The following is a 17,594-nucleotide window of genomic DNA, read 5'->3' as shown; positions in this document are numbered from 1 at the left end:
GAATTGTTAATAATGAAAAAATTACTTGTAAGTTTTGGCTTAATGACGTTATTTTTAGTGGGGTGTGGAAATGCTAGTGAGAACAAAACAGGCGCTTCTGAGTCTGAGGATGCAACACCAACGGTTACAGTTGGCGTAATGCCTTCGACAGATAATATGCCATTTATTGTAGCGCATGAGCAAGGTTTTGATAAAAAGCATGGAGTCACTATTGAATTAGAAACCTTTAAATCAGGTAAAGACCGTGATGCCGCTTTTCAAGCAGGAACTGTTGATGGAATCAATGCCGACTTAGTAGGCGTAGCTGCTTATTTACAAGGAGGTATGGATGTCAAAATTACTAGTTCAACATTTGGTCAGTTTGACTTAATCGCCACAGCAGAAACTAAAAGTGTGGAAGAGTTAAAAGGAAAAGAAGTTATCGTGTTAAAAAACCAAGGGCCCGAATATGCTGTCGATCAAATTTTAGCTCAATCTGGGATGACAGGTTCAGATGTCAAAATTGTGGATGTTCCGCAAGTTCCTAGTCGTGTAGAATTATTGCAAAACGATCAAGCGGCAGCAGCAATTTTACCTGAACCTTTTGTGACAATGACAACAACGAAAGGTATGACTAATTTAGGTTCAACGCGTAGCATAGGGATTAATCCATTTGTCTTATGTTTTACAACAGAGGCAATTGATGAAAAGTCAGACGCATTACAAGGGATGTACGATGCTTACAATGAAGCAGTAGATTGGATGAAAGAACATGATAAATCAGAATACATTCAATTATTTATTGATGAAATTGGTTTCCCAGAAGAGTTAAAGGAGGACATTCAAGTTCCTGAATATCCACATGCAAGTCAAGCAACGGCAGAAGATATTACTAAAGCGTTTGAGTGGGCGAAGGAAAAAGGCATTTTGAAAGAAATGATTGAGCCAAAGGATGTATTGAGTGATGTCTACTTTAAATAAAAGCTTTCAAATAAAAAATGTTTCTTTCGAGCTTGAAGACAAAACGATTTTACAAGATATCTCTTTAACGCTGGCAGATCAAAAAATTTATGCATTAATTGGGGCTTCTGGAGCGGGCAAAACGACCTTGCTACAATTGCTGGGAGGGTTAAAAGAACCCACTAAGGGAACACTCACTTATGCCGAAAAAAGCCCTAAAGATGTTGTGATTTCTTTAGTTCCGCAAGAATATGGATTGTTACCGTGGCAAACTGCGCGTCAAACTGTTTTGGCAGGAAGAAAAATTAGTCAAAAGCAACGACTTACACAAGACGATCAATTAGCTGTACGACAATTATTTGAACAAATGCAACTAACTGATGTGGCGGATAAATATCCAAATCAACTAAGTGGTGGACAAAAACAACGTGTAGCGATTACGCGTGGCCTTGCAAGTCATAGTGAGTTATTGTTAATGGATGAACCTTTTTCTGCATTGGATGCTTTTACAAGGGAAACCGCGCAACAATTATTTTTAGATAGTTGGCATCAAGCACCGCGTTTAACCGTGTTTGTTACGCATGATATTGAAGAGGCATTATTATTGGCGCATGAAGTGATTGTTTTAGCACCCAATCCTGGGCGTATTAAACATAAAATGACTTCTCCTTTCCAAGAAAAAGAACACTTGGCTGGCGAACGCCAATCTGAGCTTCTGTTTCAAACGACACAAGTGTTGCGAAAGGAGATTGAAGGATGAAAAAAAGTCTTCGTCAATTCTTGGGTGCAGTCGCAGCGATTATTTTGATAGGAGGTATTTGGTGGCTGGGCAGTTTTACCTTACAAAAACCCTTATTACCGACACCAACAGTTGTTTTAGCGCGCATTCCTAATTTGTTTGCAGAAGGGATGTTTCAACATTTACAGGCTAGTTTCTATCGAGTGATTGTCGGTATCTTTCTCTCTATTTTGGGTGGTTTTGGGTTAGGCTTAGTGATGGGGAGTTTTCCAAAATGGAATCAGTTTTTTGATCCCTTAATTTATTTAACTTATCCAATTCCTAAAATGGCCTTATTACCGATTGTCATGCTACTGGGTGGATTAGGTGATGGGTCAAAAATTACCATGATTGTCTTAATTGTTTTGCCTCAAGTCACCATTTCGGTTCGAGATGCCGTGAGAGAAATTCCTCATCATTATTATGATGTATATCGTGGTTTAAAAGCGACTCGTTGGCAACAGTTTTCTGCGATTACTTTTCCAGCTACCTTACCCGCGATGTTTAGCTCAACGCGTATTTCATTAGGAACAGCGATTTCTATTTTGTTTTTCACTGAAAATTACGGCACTGAATTTGGAATGGGCTATTTCATTATGGATGCTTGGACGCGGATGGACTATCCGGCGATGTATGGGGGTATTTTAATTTTGAGTAGTTTCGGCTTCTTTTTGTTCCTGTTGATGGATTTTCTTTCATGGTATTTCTTTAAATGGCAACGAAAATGAATCGGATTCCAGAAGTAATTCTTCTGGAATCTTTTTTTAAAAAAGTGAGCGTTTATTTTTGACAAAAAAAGATTACAGTTGTAAATTATATAAGAAGGAGGGATGTTGATGACCATAATCAATGAACCAGTAAAAATTAGTGATTCTGAATGGGAAGTGATGCGTGTCATTTGGAATAATGAACAAATCGATGCAACGACCATTAACGAACTTCTCAGTGAATCAAAAGGGTGGAAAATTGCCACAATTAAAACTTTATTAGGACGATTAGTAAAAAAAGATGTTTTACATACTGAACGAGAAGGCAAAAAGTTTCTTTATTCGGCAAAAGTGAGTGAATCAGAGACTGTTCGTAGCGCAACGGAAAATCTATTTTCACATATTTGTGCACGTAAAGTTGGTCAAACCATTGCCGATTTAATTACTGAAGTCGAATTAACTTCAGCAGACATCCAAGCAATTCAAGAGGTACTAACAACCAAACAACCTGTAAAAGAGATTGCTTGTAATTGTATTCCAGGACAGTGTGAGTGCCAAAAGGAGGAAAATCAATGAAACAAAAATTTGCGATTAAAGGGATGAGTTGTGACCATTGTGCAAATCGTGTTGAAACAGCAATCAATGAATTACCGGGTATTCAAAAAACAAAAATTCATTTGAAAAAAGGCCAAGGTGTGGTTAAATTTGACGAAGCGCAAGTTAGTGCGAATGAGATTGCCGAAAAAGTCAGTGCAATTGGTTATGAAACGACGATAGATTAAGGAAAAAAGGCAGAGATTTTACGTCTCTGCCTTTTTTTAACTAGACAGGCGAACGTATGTTTGTTAATATAAGTAAGAAATAGTTTGTGGTTTTCACCATGTTTTTTCGATTCGGATGAAATCTACAGGAAAAGTTATGATATAATGTGAAAGTTAAGACAAGGAGGGGAAAAAATGGAACTGAAAAAGCTCGAAGTTCCCACAACTTCAATAACCGAAGTGAAGAAGTCTCCCATGGACGTATTTAGCCAAGCGCGCGAAGCAGGTACCGCTGTGTATGTATTTAATCGTGAAAAAATCGCAGGTGTGATGCTTACGCAAGAACAGTACGAAACATTACTGCAAGAACTACATGAATTAAGAGCACGTCCAAATCAGCAACCGATACAGGAAGTAGAATCAGAACAAGTCTCGGTGAAGGGCATGGAAGATTTTTCTAATACGTTACGCAAGGCATTGATTACTGGATCAACAATGTCTGCTAAAAATGTGGATGAACGAATGGTTGCTTTAGGTTTTATTACGAAAAAGACGGGTTTTGGTGGCGTGATAGATATGATTCATGAACTAAATGAGACGGGTAAACTTGTCTATCAATTAAGAAAAAAATCAGAAAATAAAACGATTACGGCGGAAATTATTGCTGAACATGACAATAATTCGCATTTATTCGATAAATTAATTATTAGAAAAATCTACTTAAAAACAATATAGCATAGCTACCGAAGTGAACATTGCTTCGGTTTTTTTGCTAGTTGACTTTAAGAAACAGAATGAGTATAATTCAGTGAAATATGAAATACACATCGCCGGATGAACGCAAGAAACTAACTTTTAGGCCTCGTAAGTTAGTTTGTTGCCTTTTTTGCGTTTAAGGAGGAAAATATGGCATTTACAAAGTTATTAATCGCAGGATTGCTAGAAATATTTTGGGCATTTACCCTAGGAAAGAGTAATGGTTTTACCCATCCAGGTTGGGGAATCGTGACAATCATCGTATTGCTTATTAGTTTATATTTCTTAGAGTCTGTCGTGCATCGTTTTGGTGTGGGGATTACCTATGCTGTTTTCACAGGAATTGGGACAGCGGGTACGGCTATCTTAGATTTAGTCGTTTTTCATGAACCAACCAATATATTTAAGTTCATTAGTTTGATTGTCTTGTTAATCGGGATTGTTGGCTTGAAATTAACGGATAAGGAGGCAAGCAAATGAGTTGGTTATTATTAGGAATTGCTGGCTTAATGGAGCTCGTTTTTGTTATCTGTTTGGAAAAAGCGAATCACGGCAACAAAGGTTGGCTGTTATTTTCCATAGTGGCTATTTTAATTTCGATTTATTTATTAGGTCAAGCGACAACCTATGTGTCATTAGGTGTGGCCTATGCAGTATGGACGGGCATTGGATCTGTATTAACTGTAGGGTATGGTATTTTATTTTTAGGTGAAAGTCGTAATAAATCGAAGTTATTTTTTGTGTCTTTCATTGTTGTTGGGATTATCGGACTAAAATTGTTTAGTTAAAATAATTCGTTCATGTTTCTTAAAAATCGTGGACGAATTTTCACTTCTAAATTGTTAGAAAATTTCGATAAAAATAATAAAAAAATGACAAAAATCTGTGAATTTATGGTAGGATATCAACAATGAGGAGTGAGGAATAATGACGGATTTAACAAAACGATTCAATAAACAAGTGGATAAAATTGCAGTATCTTTAATTCGCCAATTTGATGAGCGTGTTTCAGATATTCCAAACATTTTAAAATTAACGCTAGGTGAGCCAGATTTTAATACACCAGAACACGTAAAACAAGCTGGGTCACAAGCGATTGAGGATAATTTTAGCCATTATACTGGGATGTCAGGTTTACCAGATATTCGTCAAGCAGCGAGTAAATTTTTAGAAGAAAAATACCAAGTTAGTTACGACTGGCAATCAGAAGTTTTGGTTACTGTTGGAGCAACTGAAGCTATTTCTGCTAGTTTATTAGGAATTTTAGAAGCTGGCGATAAAGTTTTACTACCATCACCAATTTATCCTGGATATGAGCCTATCATCACTTTAGCAGGTGCCGAGCCTGTCTACATTGATACAAGTGACAATGGCTTTGTATTGTCTCCAGAAGCGCTAGAAGCGGCTTTAGAGGAACATGGAGAAGCGGTAAAAGCAGTGATCTTAAATTATCCAAGTAATCCGACTGGAGTAACTTACTCTCGTGAAGAAGTAAAATCTTTAGCAGAAGTGTTGAAAAAATATCCAGTTTTTGTTATTAGTGATGAGATTTACAGCGAGTTAACGTATGACGAGGCACATGTGTCAATTGCCGAATATTTGCGTGAACAAACGATTTTAATCAATGGATTATCAAAATCACATGCAATGACAGGGTGGCGAATTGGTTTTATTTATGCACCGAAAGAGTTAACGAAAGAAATCATCAAAGTACATCAATATTTAGTAACAGCAGCAGCGACTGTTTCACAAAAAGCAGCCGTACGTGCGTTAATTGAAGGAATCAATGATGCACAGGTGATGAAAAAAGAATATCAAGCGCGTCGTGATTTCGTTTACGATAAGATGACAAGCTTTGGTTTTGACGTTGCGAAACCCTCAGGAGCCTTTTATATTTTTGCTAAAATTCCAGCAGATTGTCTTCAAGACTCAATGGAATTTTGTGTAGAATTAGCGCAAAAAGAAGCGTTAGCAGTCATCCCAGGAATTGCATTTGGTGATGCCGGTGAAGGGTATATCCGTATCAGCTATGCTGCAAGCTTAGAAAACTTAAAAGAAGCTATGGCACGCATGGAGCGTTACGTCAAAGGAAATTAAAAGGCAGTCGCAAGGAATTCCTTGCGATTGTTTTTTTGTAAAGAAATAGTAAGTCAGAATTTATGGAAAGAATACATTTAATAGGCTAGGAGCGTGAGGGTAGTTACTGTAAAAATTAGATGATTTGCTGCGACTATCGAGGTAAGCAAATAGAAAAAGATAACTAGCATAACTTATTTTCTAATAAAATTTCTTTATTAAAGAATGTTATCGTCATGTTTTCTTGTATAGGATGAACTTCTTTTTGTTGAATATATCCTGCTTTTTGGTAAAAATGAACTAGTTTTTCTTCTTGTAAAATGGTACTTAGTTGCCAGCGTTTAATTTCTGAAAAGTGTTTTTCGGCTAATGCTAAAGCTTGTTGTCCAAATCCGTGGTTTTCTTGTTCTGGTAAAATAGCAATGGGAGAAATTCTAGCATGTGTTTGCATATCATTTAGGACAATCCGAATAAAGCCGATTTTTTCAGAAGTTACAATAAAGAAAAAATAATTGTTTGATTGATGATACTTTTCGGCTAATCGTTTGAAGGTTTGAGTATAAGGCGATGTTTGATGGTCGTGATAAGTCTCATACAGTTTTTTAAACGCCATTTTCTGAATGTGTAATACTTCGGATAACTCATTTTCTTTCACGGGAATAAGTTGCATGATTTCTCCTCCTACAGCCTTTTTAACAAGAGCATAACATGTTTACACAATTTTTACATATGTTGATGAATTCTTTACATAAAGTCCATCAGGGATTTACATTCGCTTGTTAGACTATGGGTGTGAGAAAGAGAGAGGAGAATTTCATCAATGAAAAAAATCACAGGATTACTAGTATTAGCAGGAGTATTATTAGCAGGCTGCGGCGGAGGGAATGGTTCTACTAACGAATCTTCTTCATCAGCAAGTGGCTCAAATGAAAAAGTAGAAATCGTAGCTGTTGGTTCAACGGCGTTACAACCTTTAGTAGATGCAGCCAAAGATAGTTTTAGTGCTGAAAATCCAAATTACACCATTTCAGTTCAAGGTGGTGGTAGCGGAACAGGGCTAAGTCAAGTAGCAGCAGGTGCAGTAACAATTGGAAATTCAGATGTATTTGCTGAAGAAAAAGACGGTGTTCTAGCCGATGAATTAGTTGACCATAAAGTTGCTGTAGTAGGGATGGCGCCAGTCGTGAATAAAGAAGTTGGCGTTACTGATATTACTAAACAACAATTAATTGATATTTTCACAGGTAAAATCACAAACTGGAAAGAAGTTGGCGGCAAAGATCAAGAGATTGCTGTTGTCAACCGCGCATCAGGAAGTGGTACACGAGCAACTTTTGAAAAATGGGGCTTAGATGGAGCTGAAACGATTCAGTCACAAGAACAAGATTCTTCAGGAACTGTTCGTAAAATTGTTGCAGAAACACCAGGAACAATCAGCTACTTGGCATTGTCTTATATTGACGATTCCATGCAAGAATTATCAATTGATGGTGTGAAACCAACACCTGAAACAATTCAAACAAATGAATGGAAAATCTGGTCTTACGAGCATATGTATACAAAAGGCGAACCTGATGCAAACGTCAAAAGTTTCTTAGATTATATGTTAACAGATGAAATCCAAAACGGTGTCGTAAAAGAATTAGGTTACTTACCAATTACAGACATGAAAGTTGAACGTACAGTTGATGGTGAAGTAAAAGATTTATAAAAAAATAAAAATAAGTGACTATCTTTCCCCCTATGCGATAGTCACTTATTTTTTTTTATGCGATTGTTTTAATTTTAAAAATAAAATACAACATTAAACAGCACCAAATACCAGCTAGCATCAATTGTAATAAGGGACGTTGCTGAACCATCAAAAAACTAAAACCCATTGTTAGGGTGACGGTAATCATCGCACGCCGTTTTGTTTGTCTACTCATTCCTTGACCATTCACAAAAGTAGCAAGATGCTTTTCATAAAGGGAGGTCTGAATGAACCATTGATGCATCCGTTCAGAACCCTTGGCGAATGAATAAGTTGCTAATAATAAAAAAGGAACAGTAGGTAAAACGGGAAGGACTGTTCCAGCTGCTCCTAAACCAAGACTTGCGCAACCTAATGTCAGATAAAATACTTTCTTCATTTCTCCTCCTAGTTCATCGGTAAGAAGACATGGAATGTTGAGCCAACACCTAAGTGACTATCCACATGAATGCTTCCTCCTAAAATTTCCACATAATCCTTGACGATTGCTAACCCTAATCCTGTCCCACCAGAATTGCGAGCCCGCGCTTTGTCGACACGATAAAAACGCTCAAAAATCCTTACTTGTTCTTCCTTTTCAATGCCAATACCAAAATCTTGAACATAAAAGACTAGTCCACTTTTTTCTGCAAAATGAATTTTGATTTCTCCTTGAGGTAACGAATAATTGATGGCATTTTCAATTAAGTTTTTGCAGATAGGAGTAAACAATTCCATTTTTGTTGTAAAGAATAGATTCGTATCTCCTTCAAGGGTTATAGTAAGTTGTTTTTCTTCAATTACAGGTGTATAATCCGTTAAAATTTGTTGAAAAACTTGGTCCACATTAATTGTTTGAATGTGGTAATCAATATCTGCGCTTTTTGAAAGCTGAATGATTTCTTGAATTAAATTCTCCAAACGATAAGCGTCTTTTTGCATGATTTTTAAAAAGGCAGTTAACGTTTCTGGATTATCTTTTGCGCCATCTAGCAAAGTTTCTGTAAATCCAATCAATGAAGTGACAGGTGTTTTCAATTCATGAGAAACATTTCCAACAAAATCTTTTTGCAATTTTTCTAATTGACGGATACGCGTTAAATCATATGAAACGCCCAAAATTTGTTTGGCTTCTTCAAAATAACGCAAGGTGATATCTAGGACCCGCTCATTAGTTGTTTGAATTTCTTCATGGGTAAAGGGATGTTTGTCATTAATTTGATAAATCATTTGAATTAACTGTGTATCTGTAATTGTTTCAGTGAATGATCGCTGTAAAGGGGCAGCAAAATTGCCAAGTTGTTCTTGCATGGTAGCATTCATGAGCAATAACTTGCCGTCTTCATCAATAATAAAGACACCAATCATTAATTCATTTAAAAGAGTATACAGTCTTTTTTCACTGGCGCTATAGGCTTGATACGTATGGCTCATTTGCTCACTTAACAGGTTCACGCTTTGATACAATTCTTTCCATTGTGGTGAAGACTGCATAATAATTTCTGGATTATCGGGATGTTTAATCATTTTTTTGATTACTGGTAAAATTGTTTCAACCGGGCGATTACGACGGCGTAAGATTTGTAAAATAATGCCGCTTAATATCAACCAAAAAAAACTATAAACAAGAAAAATAGCTTGTTTCATTCTTTGAGCACTAGGCAAGAAGTTTGCTGTCGGTTCGGCGATGCGAATAATCGCTTTTAATTGTCCATCTTCTTTAATTGGAATTGCTACGTAGAGCAATTCTTTATGTAATGTTGGACTCATTCGAACGGCTCGCCCTAATGAACTTCCTTTTAATACAGCATTTACTTCAGGGCGTTTGGATCGTGTACCAGACAGTGTAGAATCATACGTATCAAATAAAATATTTCCCTTTTCATCCAACGAAGTAATCCGTTCTTCAGAATCGATGACATATTGTTTCGCAATGGTTTCTAAAGATTGGTCACTGGCAGAGAGACGGATAAATAAATCAGCTTTTTGTTGTAAATACGTTTCATGTTGCATGAGTACTTGCTGGTCATAAAAATTACGGATGAATTGCCAACTACCGATGAAAATAGTGAAAAGTAAGAGTAACCATCCGAGGTAGTTTTGTTTTTTCATCCTTCATTTGGCTCCAAAAATTTATAGCCAAAGCCACGAACAGTTTGTAAGTATTGGGGATGTTTTGGATCTTGCTCAATTTTTTCACGTAAATGACTCACATGGACATCAACAATGCGACTTTGACCGTCAAAATCAAAATGCCAAATTCGTTCTAATAAGGTATCGCGGTCAATGACGCGTCCTTTACGTTTCATAAAGTAGACAAGCAATTCAAACTCTTTCGGCGTTAAAACGATAGGTTTTCCGCTGACTGTCACGTGATAATTGGTCACGTCTGCGACGATTTCACCGACGATTAATTCTTCTTCGCTTTCTTCTTGATTGGCTTGTTTACGAGGTTCCATTCGGCGGAAAATAGCTTTCATTCGAGCTAACACTTCTCGTGGGCTAAACGGTTTCGTTAAATAATCATCTGCCCCAATTTCCAAACCTAAAATACGATCGATTGGATCATCTTTAGCTGTTAAAACTAAAATGGGGGTTTCGATTTTTTCTTGACGTAATTTTCGCGTGATTTCAATACCATCCAAATTTGGTAACATCACATCTAAGATTAAAAAGTCAAATGAGTGTGTTAAGGCAAGTTCATAGCCTTCTAATCCATCACTGGCACTGGTCACTTGATAACCTTCTTTTTCTAGATTAAATGTTAATAAAGTGACGATTGATGGTTCATCATCAACGATTAAAACTTTTTTCATGAGGAAACTCCTTGCAAAACATATTTTTGAAACTAGGTTTATTTTACCATGAATGCACGCTAGGGACTATTGTCAGCTCTAAATAAATGTTATAATATAAAACGACTTTAGTAGAAACGAGGCGTGATAAAATGATTGGGATTAGTGCGTGTCTAGGTGGTATTTGTTGCCGTTATGATGGGAATCATCAAGAAGTTGTCGGTTTAACTAAACTAATTGAACAAAATCAAGCCATTCGTGTTTGCCCAGAAGTCCTAGGGGGCCTACCCATTCCGCGTGATCCTGCTGAAATTGTTGGTGGTAATGGTTTTGATGTCTGGGAAGGCACGGCACATGTAGAAACGAATCAAGGGGAAGACGTGACGAACATGTTTAAAGATGGCGCCAAACGTGCTTATGAGAAATTACAAGCGCAAGGCATCACACAGCTCGTCTTAAAAGATAAAAGTCCCTCTTGTGGCAGCCAAATCATCTACGACGGAACATTTTCGGGAACTAAAGTTCAAGGCGTGGGCGTTGCTACAGCGTATTTTATCTTACAAGGAATGACAGTTCAATCGGAAGTTCAATGGTTAGCACAGCAAGGAGGGGAATAGATGGAAATCGAAAAAACAAATCGGATGAATGCTCTCTTTGAATTTTATTCAACGTTGCTGACAGAAAAACAAATGAATTATATGGAATTGTATTATGCGAATGATTTTTCTTTAGGAGAAATTGCAGAAGAATTTAATGTCAGTCGTCAAGCAGTTTATGATAATATAAAGAGGACCGAAAAAATTCTAGAAGACTATGAACGGAAACTACATATGTTTTCTGATTATATCGTTCGTAGTGAATTATTGGATCAATTAAATGATTACTTAGCCAAGCAATACCCGCAAGATGAGAAGCTGGCTAATTTTGTGCGGGATATACAAGAAATCGAAGAATAAAGGAATGAATAAAAGATGGCATTTGAAAGTTTAACAGAACGTCTGCAACAGGCGATGAGCAAGCTTCGTAAAAAAGGCAAAGTCTCTGAAGCAGATGTAAAAGAAATGATGCGCGAGATTCGTTTGGCATTGTTAGAAGCCGACGTTAACTTGCAAGTGGTAAAAGAATTTACAAAAAATGTGCGTGAACGCGCGATTGGTGTAGAAGTATTAGAAAGCTTATCTCCTGCACAACAAATTGTAAAAATCGTTGATGAAGAATTAACCAAAACATTAGGTTCTGAAGCAGTTGGTATTGAGAAAAGTCCTAAGATTCCAACGGTGATTATGATGGTTGGTTTGCAAGGTGCAGGTAAAACAACCTTTGCTGGTAAATTAGCCAATCATTTAATTAAAACAGAAAAAGCACGTCCTTTAATGATTGCAGGTGACGTTTACCGTCCAGCAGCGATTGATCAGTTGAAAGTATTAGGCCAACAATTAGACGTGCCTGTGTTTGATATGGGAACCGATGTTAGTCCAGTGGAAATTGTCCGTCAAGGGATGAAAGTAGCTCGTGAAAAGAAAAATGACTATGTATTAATCGATACCGCCGGTCGTTTGCATATCGATGAAGCATTGATGGATGAGTTAAAACAAATCAAAGCAATCGCTGAGCCCAATGAAATTCTATTAGTTGTTGATGCCATGACCGGTCAAGACGCGGTAAATGTTGCCGATAGTTTCAACCAACAATTAGGTATTACGGGGGTTGTTATCACCAAATTAGATGGTGATACTCGTGGTGGTGCGGCACTATCGATTCGTTCGGTCACAGGTGCACCAATTAAATTTACAGGTACAGGTGAAAAATTAACTGATTTAGAAGTTTTCCACCCAGATCGTATGTCTAGCCGTATTTTAGGTATGGGTGACATGCTGACCTTAATCGAAAAAGCCCAACAAGATTACGATGAGAAAAAAGCCGAAGAATTAGCGCAAAAAATGCGTGAAAATAACTTTGACTTTAATGATTTTATTGAGCAATTTGAACAATTAGAAAACATGGGGCCTTTAGAAGATTTGATGAAGATGATTCCGGGAATGAGTCAAATGCCAGGATTAGAAAACTTCAAATTAGATCCAAAAGACATTGCGCGTAAAAAAGCGATGATTTATTCAATGACCCCTGCTGAACGTGAAGACCCCGATTTATTAAATCCAAGTCGTCGTCGTCGAATCGCGGCTGGTTCTGGAAATAGTGTCGTTGAAGTCAATCGTATGATTAAACAATTCAAAGAATCACGTAAAATGATGCAACAAGTTTCAAAAGGAAACATCAACAACATTCCAGGCATGGATCAAATGTTTGGTGGTGGCGTTAAAGGGAAACTTGGTAAAATGGCAATGAACCGTATGGTGAAGAAAAACAAGAAGAAAAAGAAAAAACGTAAATAAAAATAGCCGAGTCAACAGCGATGTTGACTCTCTTTTTGTAGAAGGAGGCATACGATGCAGTTAAAAACAGGTGATACCATTGCGCTGGTTGGGAATTCCAATCCCCAAACCAATCCGCAAGAAATCGAACAGTTATGTCGATTATTGCAAAACATGGGCGTGATAATTGTCAAAAGTCCCTTATTATTTGATGAGGCTACAACCAACGCCTCTAAAAAAGCTACTGTACTCCAAAGTTATTTTGAAAATCCGACCATCAAAGCTATTTTTGATATTTCCGGTGGCGATTGTGCCAATAGCGTGTTGCCTTATTTAGATTACGAACAACTGGCAAAACATCCAACCCCGTTCTTTGGTTACAGTGATTTGACTGCTGTGTTAAATAGTTTATTAGGCAGTCAATCAACCGAATTATTTCAGTTGAAAACATTACTTTGGGAGGAAACGGGGCAACAACGTCAAAAATTTTATGAAACGTTTTTTGAAGGCAAGAAAACCTTGTATGATGTAGAATGGGAATTCGTCCAAGGAAAAGCAATCAGCGGGATAGTTATTGGCGGGAACATTCGTTGTTTTCTAAAGTTAGCAGGCACAAATTATTTACCAGATGTAAGCAATAAAGTGTTGTTTCTTGAAAGCTTTGGTGGAGATAAACATGCGCTTTTTTCTATGTTGCATCATGTATTTCAACTGCCCAATATCGAACAAATTAAGGGAATTTTATTAGGAACCTTTACTAGTTATCAAAAAGCCGAAAGTTACCCAATTGAACAGCTAGTAAAAGACGTACTCCCATTTGATGTTCCGATTGCCAAAACAACACAAATTGGACACGCAAAAAATTCACGTGCACTTTCTTTAGGAAAAGTTATTCAATTACATGCGTAAATATCATATTATTGGTTCTTTCTAAAAAAGGATGTTATTATAAAGATACATTCATGAAAAGGAGAGATACACTATGGTAAACAAAGAACAAGTTGAAGGTAAAGTAACCGAAGCTAAAGGGAAAGTAACTGGTGACGACTCCGAAGAATTAAAAGGCAAAATCAAAGAAAAATACGGTGAAGCCAAAGAAAAAGCCGAAGAATTAGTGGATGACGTCGCTAGTAAAGTGAACGATTTATTCGATAAAAAAGATAAAAAATAAAAATAAAATCAATTTAAAACGGTAGCGATTGTTTATTACAATCGCTACCGTTTTTTATATTTACGACGTTTAGGCATGAAATAATAACGTTTGGGGCAAAAATGATTTTTGTCAATGGTTCTAGCGTATAATGAATTTATCTGAACAGCAAGAATGAAATGGGAGGATAATTATGAAAAAATGGATTTTTGGTGTACTTGTGGGGTTAATCATATTTGGGGGCGTTGCGTATTGGTCAATAGGACAAAAACAGCAGGTTGCAGGAAAAGCGTTAATTCAAGTGAATAAAAATAACCATCAAGTCAGTTTAACAGGAGACCTGCGCAAGCAAGTTAAACAGCTAACCAATAATGGCTATTTAAAAGAAAATATTACTAAAAAAGAAGTCGATACGTTAGCCAAAGAGTTGAAAAAATTGAAAAGAACCAATCAATATCTAATTTCGGAATATCATTTGGATAATATCTCCTTTGATGATTTTGCTTTTGTAGAAAAACAGCTAGATATTGTTTATGAGAAATTAGAAATTCAGGAGTCAGTGAACGAGTTATTTGAGTCTAAGGATATGGCATTAAATGGCGCAAAAATCAAAGATGACTTACCGTTAAAAACAAATTTAAAAGACTCGGAAATTATCGTTTTGCGTCGTGATTTGCATAACGTTTTTGGTAGTCGAGATGTCGACTTCCAAGAAAGCATTGAACGACTTTTAGCAACAACAGAAGAACAATTACGTTTGAAAAATTCTGCGCTAGACAAATTGAACAAAGCGCAAAAAGAGCAACATTTAACTGAAATAGACCAACATTATGTTGAAATGGTAATCGATATTTTGAACAATGAAAAAGATAAGGCACAAATAGAAACTGAATTAAAAAAGTTTTAATTGAAAAATCCGTTCCCGAATCAAGGAACGGATTTTTTGCGTATCATTTTTGTTGTATGCGTAAGTCACGTTTGGCAAGCAACCAATTGCGAATGTTTTGAGAGTAGACAAGAGTAACACTGACGACGATAATCACAACAATTTGTATCAACAAATCTCTCCAAAAATAAGGATATTCGTTCACTACCATACCCGTCAAATCAAAGTTCAATAATCCAAAGAATAGGAGGCTTCCAATAATTATGGTAATACAAACCGGTAATCGGATTTCTGGTGAAGTAACAAATTGTCCATTATTTTCTAAAGAAATTTTATGAAACATGCGTTCACCAAGGTATAAAAAGAGGAGACTTACTCCAAATAGAATCAGTAAGAACAGCCAAGGACTACCTGTTTTTCCTGGTTCTGTAACAAAAAGGGCTGTAGCCGAAACAAAGCGGACTTGCGGGAAAAAATACGTAACCATAAGATTTAAGTTTGAATATGCCCAATTAAAATTCCCGGATAAAAGCAAGATACCTGCCAAGATAGCTAAGACACCAAAGACTAGATTTCCTAACATTGTTCCAAAGAAAATACCAGCTGTCAATGCGAAAACAAGATACATCCAATGACTAAAGCTAGAGTACAGTAATTGTAACAAGGTAACATTCATGTAGGGTTTTGGAATACCCCAATACAGGATGAGTGAATAACTCACAATCATGAGAGCTAAAAAACCAAGAAGTGGAAGAGCGACATAAACGACTTTTCCAAGAAATAATTCTCGACGTTTAAAAGGAAGTGAGAATAAAAAGCGATTGAAATTTGTTTTTTGATCGACAAAAAACAAGAGAAACCCTAAGCAGAAAATGACACGTGCAACTATTGTGATGTAACTATAAAGTTGTGAAGAATACCAACCACCAACTTGATAGTCATTCGCTTCACCTTCAATCAATTCGTAATCATTATTCGTGTAATCAGATAGGGTGCTCTCTGCTGGCGCTAAGTGAGAGAAATAAAACTTATCAAAAACTGTTAGAGCATCATCGCGATATTCTTGAATCGATTGATAATAAACAGGTATTTCATGTTGATAGTCTTTAATTTGATAAGATGTATCTTTGTCATAGCTATGACTAAACTCTTCCGAATAGAAATACTCTTTTAGTTCATACCAAGAACCAACAGAGTTAACTCCTGAGCCAACATAAATGAATGTGAACACTCCCATCAGTACCAGCAATATTTTTCCGTAACGTTGATAATAGATATTTTTAAGCATTGAATTCATACATATTTCAACTCCTTTGTCAGAGATTCGTTTGCTAAGTTTGCTTCAAATAAATCTTCTAGTGTTAAAGGTAATTCCTCAAAAACAATGGGTTCTAAGGCATTAATTTTATTGGCTAGTTCTTCTGTAAAATTTTCAAACAAAGCAGTAACAACCCGGCCTTGGAAAGCTAGAGCTTTTGAATGTTGTTTGACTAGCTCAGGAACTTTTTTTGTTTTAAAGACCATTTGAATTTTTTTAGCTTGTTCACGAACTTCTTCCAACCGATAATCATGGGTAATGGTGTTCCCTTTTAATAGTAAGGCACGGTCAATAATATTTTCTAATTCATTGAGATTATGTGACGCAATTAACGTTGTTCGCTTACTCTCGCTCATATTATCTAACAATAGTCTAATCACTTTTTTCCGAACGATAACATCTAATCCATCAAAAGGCTCATCCAATAGTAAATACGTTGCATTTGAAGCAATGGCTAAAATCATTTGGAAGAGGCCTTGCATACCTTTAGACATGCGATTGTAAGATAAGCGCAGGGATAACTCGTGTTCTTTTATCAAGGATAAAAATAAATCTTGATCAAAGTTAGGATAAGCAGCTCGATAAAAGGTATTGAGTTTTTTTAAAGAATACTGACCCAAAAAGTTTTCTTTTTCATCAATATAAAAAATATGCTGGCGTTCTTTGGGAAAAAGTTCGATATTTTCGTTGTTAATGGTTATTTCTCCACCGTCAGTATAATAATGACCGGCTATTGTTCTAAATAGTGTGGTTTTTCCTGAACCATTCCGACCAATCAGGCCAACAATTTCATTTGTTACTAAGTCAAAATTGACATCTTCTAAAATAGCTTGTTGATCGATTTTTTTTGTAAGGTGTGCGACTTTCATGCTTGTGAACCTCCTAAATCTTTTTTTGCTTGTTTCAACCACTGCTGAATTTCTTCATCGGTGACTTGTAAATGCTTGGCTTCAATGACTAAAATGTGGAACTGTTGTTGCAATTCTTGGATTCTGTGTTCATCACGAGGCATGTTCTCTTGCTTTTTTACAAAAGTTCCTTTACCTTGAACTGTCACGAGTACTTGCTCAGATTCCAGCACCTTGTATGCTTTGCTTACAGTATTAGGATTCATTAACAACTGTTTGGCCATTTCGCGAACAGAAGGCACTCTTTCACCAGGTACTAAGATGCCATGAAGAATATCTTCTTTAATCCCGATGACTAACTGCTCATAGTAGGGACGACTACTGTTTTTATTAATGGTAACCATGTCAGACTCCTTTCTGTATGACTAAAGTGTACTACGGATAGTCATACACTTGTTTGTGTGTACTATTATGAG

The 17,594-nt window shown here is 36.5% G+C and carries 23 protein-coding genes; 16 read left to right on the top strand and 7 right to left on the bottom strand.

Features of this window, described 5'->3' with window-relative positions:
- Positions 1–12: 12 nt before the first annotated feature.
- The 9 genes from DOK78_RS13740 to DOK78_RS13700 all read left to right on the top strand — a co-directional run bounded on the left by DOK78_RS13740 (position 13) and on the right by DOK78_RS13700 (position 6,038).
- Complete coding sequence (locus DOK78_RS13740) at positions 13–960, top strand: ABC transporter substrate-binding protein (RefSeq protein ID WP_207941736.1); 948 nt, start codon at positions 13–15, stop codon at positions 958–960.
- Positions 944–1,699 carry an ABC transporter ATP-binding protein gene (locus DOK78_RS13735; RefSeq protein ID WP_207941737.1) on the top strand — a complete coding sequence of 252 codons (756 nt, stop codon included), beginning with the start codon at positions 944–946 and terminating at the stop codon, positions 1,697–1,699. The genes DOK78_RS13740 and DOK78_RS13735 overlap by 17 nt, the downstream gene beginning before the upstream one ends.
- Positions 1,696–2,445: an ABC transporter permease gene (locus tag DOK78_RS13730; protein WP_207941738.1), complete on the top strand. Its 750-nt coding sequence runs from the start codon at positions 1,696–1,698 to the stop codon at positions 2,443–2,445. The genes DOK78_RS13735 and DOK78_RS13730 overlap by 4 nt, the downstream gene beginning before the upstream one ends.
- 108 nt (positions 2,446–2,553) lie before the next feature.
- A complete protein-coding gene (locus tag DOK78_RS13725) occupies positions 2,554–3,000 on the top strand; it encodes a CopY/TcrY family copper transport repressor (RefSeq protein WP_207941739.1) in 447 nt (148 codons plus the stop codon).
- Positions 2,997–3,206, top strand: a complete 210-nt coding sequence (gene copZ, locus DOK78_RS13720; protein ID WP_207941740.1) for a copper chaperone CopZ — start codon at positions 2,997–2,999, stop codon at positions 3,204–3,206. The genes DOK78_RS13725 and copZ overlap by 4 nt, the downstream gene beginning before the upstream one ends.
- Before the next feature lie 174 nt (positions 3,207–3,380).
- Positions 3,381–3,920, top strand: a complete 540-nt coding sequence (locus DOK78_RS13715; protein WP_207941741.1) for a type II toxin-antitoxin system Phd/YefM family antitoxin — start codon at positions 3,381–3,383, stop codon at positions 3,918–3,920.
- Positions 3,921–4,091: 171 nt separating this feature from the next.
- The gene (locus tag DOK78_RS13710) at positions 4,092–4,421 is read left to right on the top strand and encodes a DMT family transporter (RefSeq protein ID WP_207941742.1); all 330 of its coding nucleotides are present in this window, start codon (positions 4,092–4,094) and stop codon (positions 4,419–4,421) included.
- Entirely contained in the window at positions 4,418–4,729 is a 312-nt protein-coding gene (locus DOK78_RS13705; RefSeq protein WP_207941743.1) for a DMT family transporter, read from the top strand. Before DOK78_RS13710 ends, DOK78_RS13705 begins: the two co-directional genes overlap by 4 nt.
- A gap of 139 nt (positions 4,730–4,868) precedes the next feature.
- Positions 4,869–6,038, top strand: a complete 1,170-nt coding sequence (locus tag DOK78_RS13700; protein ID WP_207941744.1) for a pyridoxal phosphate-dependent aminotransferase — start codon at positions 4,869–4,871, stop codon at positions 6,036–6,038.
- A gap of 163 nt (positions 6,039–6,201) precedes the next feature.
- Here DOK78_RS13700 and DOK78_RS13695 read toward each other — a convergent pair whose 3' ends face one another.
- Positions 6,202–6,687: a GNAT family N-acetyltransferase gene (locus tag DOK78_RS13695; RefSeq protein ID WP_207941745.1), complete on the bottom strand. Its 486-nt coding sequence runs from the start codon at positions 6,685–6,687 to the stop codon at positions 6,202–6,204.
- Between the two features lie 150 nt (positions 6,688–6,837).
- Here DOK78_RS13695 and DOK78_RS13690 point away from each other — a divergent pair, with 150 nt between their 5' ends.
- A complete protein-coding gene (locus DOK78_RS13690) occupies positions 6,838–7,728 on the top strand; it encodes a phosphate ABC transporter substrate-binding protein PstS family protein (protein ID WP_207941746.1) in 891 nt (296 codons plus the stop codon).
- Between the two features lie 55 nt (positions 7,729–7,783).
- Here DOK78_RS13690 and DOK78_RS13685 read toward each other — a convergent pair whose 3' ends face one another.
- From DOK78_RS13685 to DOK78_RS13675, 3 genes are read right to left on the bottom strand one after another with little or no spacing between them, the layout of a single operon-like run.
- Entirely contained in the window at positions 7,784–8,149 is a 366-nt protein-coding gene (locus tag DOK78_RS13685) for a YbaN family protein (protein WP_207941747.1), read from the bottom strand.
- Positions 8,150–8,157: 8 nt separating this feature from the next.
- Positions 8,158–9,861 carry a sensor histidine kinase gene (locus DOK78_RS13680; protein WP_207941748.1) on the bottom strand — a complete coding sequence of 568 codons (1,704 nt, stop codon included), beginning with the start codon at positions 9,859–9,861 and terminating at the stop codon, positions 8,158–8,160.
- Entirely contained in the window at positions 9,858–10,565 is a 708-nt protein-coding gene (locus tag DOK78_RS13675) for a response regulator transcription factor (RefSeq protein WP_207941749.1), read from the bottom strand. The genes DOK78_RS13680 and DOK78_RS13675 overlap by 4 nt, the downstream gene beginning before the upstream one ends.
- Before the next feature lie 131 nt (positions 10,566–10,696).
- Between DOK78_RS13675 and DOK78_RS13670 the strand changes: the two genes are divergently transcribed.
- The 6 genes from DOK78_RS13670 (at position 10,697) to DOK78_RS13645 (ending at position 14,973) form a co-directional block, all read left to right on the top strand.
- Positions 10,697–11,161 carry a DUF523 domain-containing protein gene (locus DOK78_RS13670; RefSeq protein ID WP_207941750.1) on the top strand — a complete coding sequence of 155 codons (465 nt, stop codon included), beginning with the start codon at positions 10,697–10,699 and terminating at the stop codon, positions 11,159–11,161.
- The gene (locus tag DOK78_RS13665; RefSeq protein ID WP_207941751.1) at positions 11,162–11,500 is read left to right on the top strand and encodes a putative DNA-binding protein; all 339 of its coding nucleotides are present in this window, start codon (positions 11,162–11,164) and stop codon (positions 11,498–11,500) included.
- Positions 11,501–11,515: 15 nt separating this feature from the next.
- Positions 11,516–12,937 carry a signal recognition particle protein gene (gene ffh / locus DOK78_RS13660; protein ID WP_207941752.1) on the top strand — a complete coding sequence of 474 codons (1,422 nt, stop codon included), beginning with the start codon at positions 11,516–11,518 and terminating at the stop codon, positions 12,935–12,937.
- Between the two features lie 54 nt (positions 12,938–12,991).
- Complete coding sequence (locus DOK78_RS13655; RefSeq protein ID WP_207941753.1) at positions 12,992–13,825, top strand: S66 peptidase family protein; 834 nt, start codon at positions 12,992–12,994, stop codon at positions 13,823–13,825.
- Between the two features lie 73 nt (positions 13,826–13,898).
- Complete coding sequence (locus DOK78_RS13650) at positions 13,899–14,087, top strand: CsbD family protein (RefSeq protein WP_207941754.1); 189 nt, start codon at positions 13,899–13,901, stop codon at positions 14,085–14,087.
- Positions 14,088–14,259: 172 nt separating this feature from the next.
- Entirely contained in the window at positions 14,260–14,973 is a 714-nt protein-coding gene (locus DOK78_RS13645) for a hypothetical protein (protein WP_207941755.1), read from the top strand.
- A 43-nt stretch (positions 14,974–15,016) separates the two neighbouring features.
- Here DOK78_RS13645 and DOK78_RS13640 read toward each other — a convergent pair whose 3' ends face one another.
- From DOK78_RS13640 to DOK78_RS13630, 3 genes are read right to left on the bottom strand one after another with little or no spacing between them, the layout of a single operon-like run.
- Positions 15,017–16,249 carry a hypothetical protein gene (locus tag DOK78_RS13640; protein WP_243430622.1) on the bottom strand — a complete coding sequence of 411 codons (1,233 nt, stop codon included), beginning with the start codon at positions 16,247–16,249 and terminating at the stop codon, positions 15,017–15,019.
- Positions 16,246–17,139 (bottom strand): ABC transporter ATP-binding protein, encoded by an 894-nt coding sequence (locus DOK78_RS13635; RefSeq protein ID WP_207941756.1) that lies wholly within the window; start codon positions 17,137–17,139, stop codon positions 16,246–16,248. Before DOK78_RS13635 ends, DOK78_RS13640 begins: the two co-directional genes overlap by 4 nt.
- On the bottom strand, positions 17,136–17,522 hold the full coding sequence (locus DOK78_RS13630; RefSeq protein ID WP_207941757.1) for a GntR family transcriptional regulator: 387 nt from the start codon (positions 17,520–17,522) through the stop codon (positions 17,136–17,138). Before DOK78_RS13630 ends, DOK78_RS13635 begins: the two co-directional genes overlap by 4 nt.
- Between the last annotated feature and the right edge of the window lie 72 nt (positions 17,523–17,594).

Source organism: Enterococcus sp. DIV2402 (assembly GCF_017426705.2).
Taxonomy (GTDB): Bacteria; Bacillota; Bacilli; order Lactobacillales; family Enterococcaceae; genus Enterococcus_F; species Enterococcus_F lowellii.
Note: the sequence above shows the minus strand (reverse complement) of the source record. Positions and strands in the feature narration are given on the sequence as shown.

Excerpts from the sequence above, each read along its gene's own strand:
- DOK78_RS13725 (WP_207941739.1), top strand. The coding sequence starts at position 2,554 with ATGACCATAATCAATGAACCAGTAAAAATTAGTGATTCTGAATGGGAA.
- DOK78_RS13630 (WP_207941757.1), bottom strand. The coding sequence starts at position 17,522 with ATGGTTACCATTAATAAAAACAGTAGTCGTCCCTACTATGAGCAGTTA.
- ffh (WP_207941752.1), top strand. The coding sequence starts at position 11,516 with ATGGCATTTGAAAGTTTAACAGAACGTCTGCAACAGGCGATGAGCAAG.
- DOK78_RS13680 (WP_207941748.1), bottom strand. The coding sequence starts at position 9,861 with ATGAAAAAACAAAACTACCTCGGATGGTTACTCTTACTTTTCACTATT.
- DOK78_RS13675 (WP_207941749.1), bottom strand. The coding sequence starts at position 10,565 with ATGAAAAAAGTTTTAATCGTTGATGATGAACCATCAATCGTCACTTTA.
- DOK78_RS13655 (WP_207941753.1), top strand. The coding sequence starts at position 12,992 with ATGCAGTTAAAAACAGGTGATACCATTGCGCTGGTTGGGAATTCCAAT.
- DOK78_RS13710 (WP_207941742.1), top strand. The coding sequence starts at position 4,092 with ATGGCATTTACAAAGTTATTAATCGCAGGATTGCTAGAAATATTTTGG.
- DOK78_RS13730 (WP_207941738.1), top strand. The coding sequence starts at position 1,696 with ATGAAAAAAAGTCTTCGTCAATTCTTGGGTGCAGTCGCAGCGATTATT.
- DOK78_RS13685 (WP_207941747.1), bottom strand. The coding sequence starts at position 8,149 with ATGAAGAAAGTATTTTATCTGACATTAGGTTGCGCAAGTCTTGGTTTA.
- DOK78_RS13690 (WP_207941746.1), top strand. The coding sequence starts at position 6,838 with ATGAAAAAAATCACAGGATTACTAGTATTAGCAGGAGTATTATTAGCA.
- DOK78_RS13640 (WP_243430622.1), bottom strand. The coding sequence starts at position 16,249 with ATGAATTCAATGCTTAAAAATATCTATTATCAACGTTACGGAAAAATA.
- DOK78_RS13650 (WP_207941754.1), top strand. The coding sequence starts at position 13,899 with ATGGTAAACAAAGAACAAGTTGAAGGTAAAGTAACCGAAGCTAAAGGG.
- copZ (WP_207941740.1), top strand. The coding sequence starts at position 2,997 with ATGAAACAAAAATTTGCGATTAAAGGGATGAGTTGTGACCATTGTGCA.
- DOK78_RS13635 (WP_207941756.1), bottom strand. The coding sequence starts at position 17,139 with ATGAAAGTCGCACACCTTACAAAAAAAATCGATCAACAAGCTATTTTA.
- DOK78_RS13700 (WP_207941744.1), top strand. The coding sequence starts at position 4,869 with ATGACGGATTTAACAAAACGATTCAATAAACAAGTGGATAAAATTGCA.
- DOK78_RS13695 (WP_207941745.1), bottom strand. The coding sequence starts at position 6,687 with ATGCAACTTATTCCCGTGAAAGAAAATGAGTTATCCGAAGTATTACAC.
- DOK78_RS13645 (WP_207941755.1), top strand. The coding sequence starts at position 14,260 with ATGAAAAAATGGATTTTTGGTGTACTTGTGGGGTTAATCATATTTGGG.
- DOK78_RS13670 (WP_207941750.1), top strand. The coding sequence starts at position 10,697 with ATGATTGGGATTAGTGCGTGTCTAGGTGGTATTTGTTGCCGTTATGAT.
- DOK78_RS13665 (WP_207941751.1), top strand. The coding sequence starts at position 11,162 with ATGGAAATCGAAAAAACAAATCGGATGAATGCTCTCTTTGAATTTTAT.
- DOK78_RS13735 (WP_207941737.1), top strand. The coding sequence starts at position 944 with ATGTCTACTTTAAATAAAAGCTTTCAAATAAAAAATGTTTCTTTCGAG.
- DOK78_RS13715 (WP_207941741.1), top strand. The coding sequence starts at position 3,381 with ATGGAACTGAAAAAGCTCGAAGTTCCCACAACTTCAATAACCGAAGTG.
- DOK78_RS13740 (WP_207941736.1), top strand. The coding sequence starts at position 13 with ATGAAAAAATTACTTGTAAGTTTTGGCTTAATGACGTTATTTTTAGTG.
- DOK78_RS13705 (WP_207941743.1), top strand. The coding sequence starts at position 4,418 with ATGAGTTGGTTATTATTAGGAATTGCTGGCTTAATGGAGCTCGTTTTT.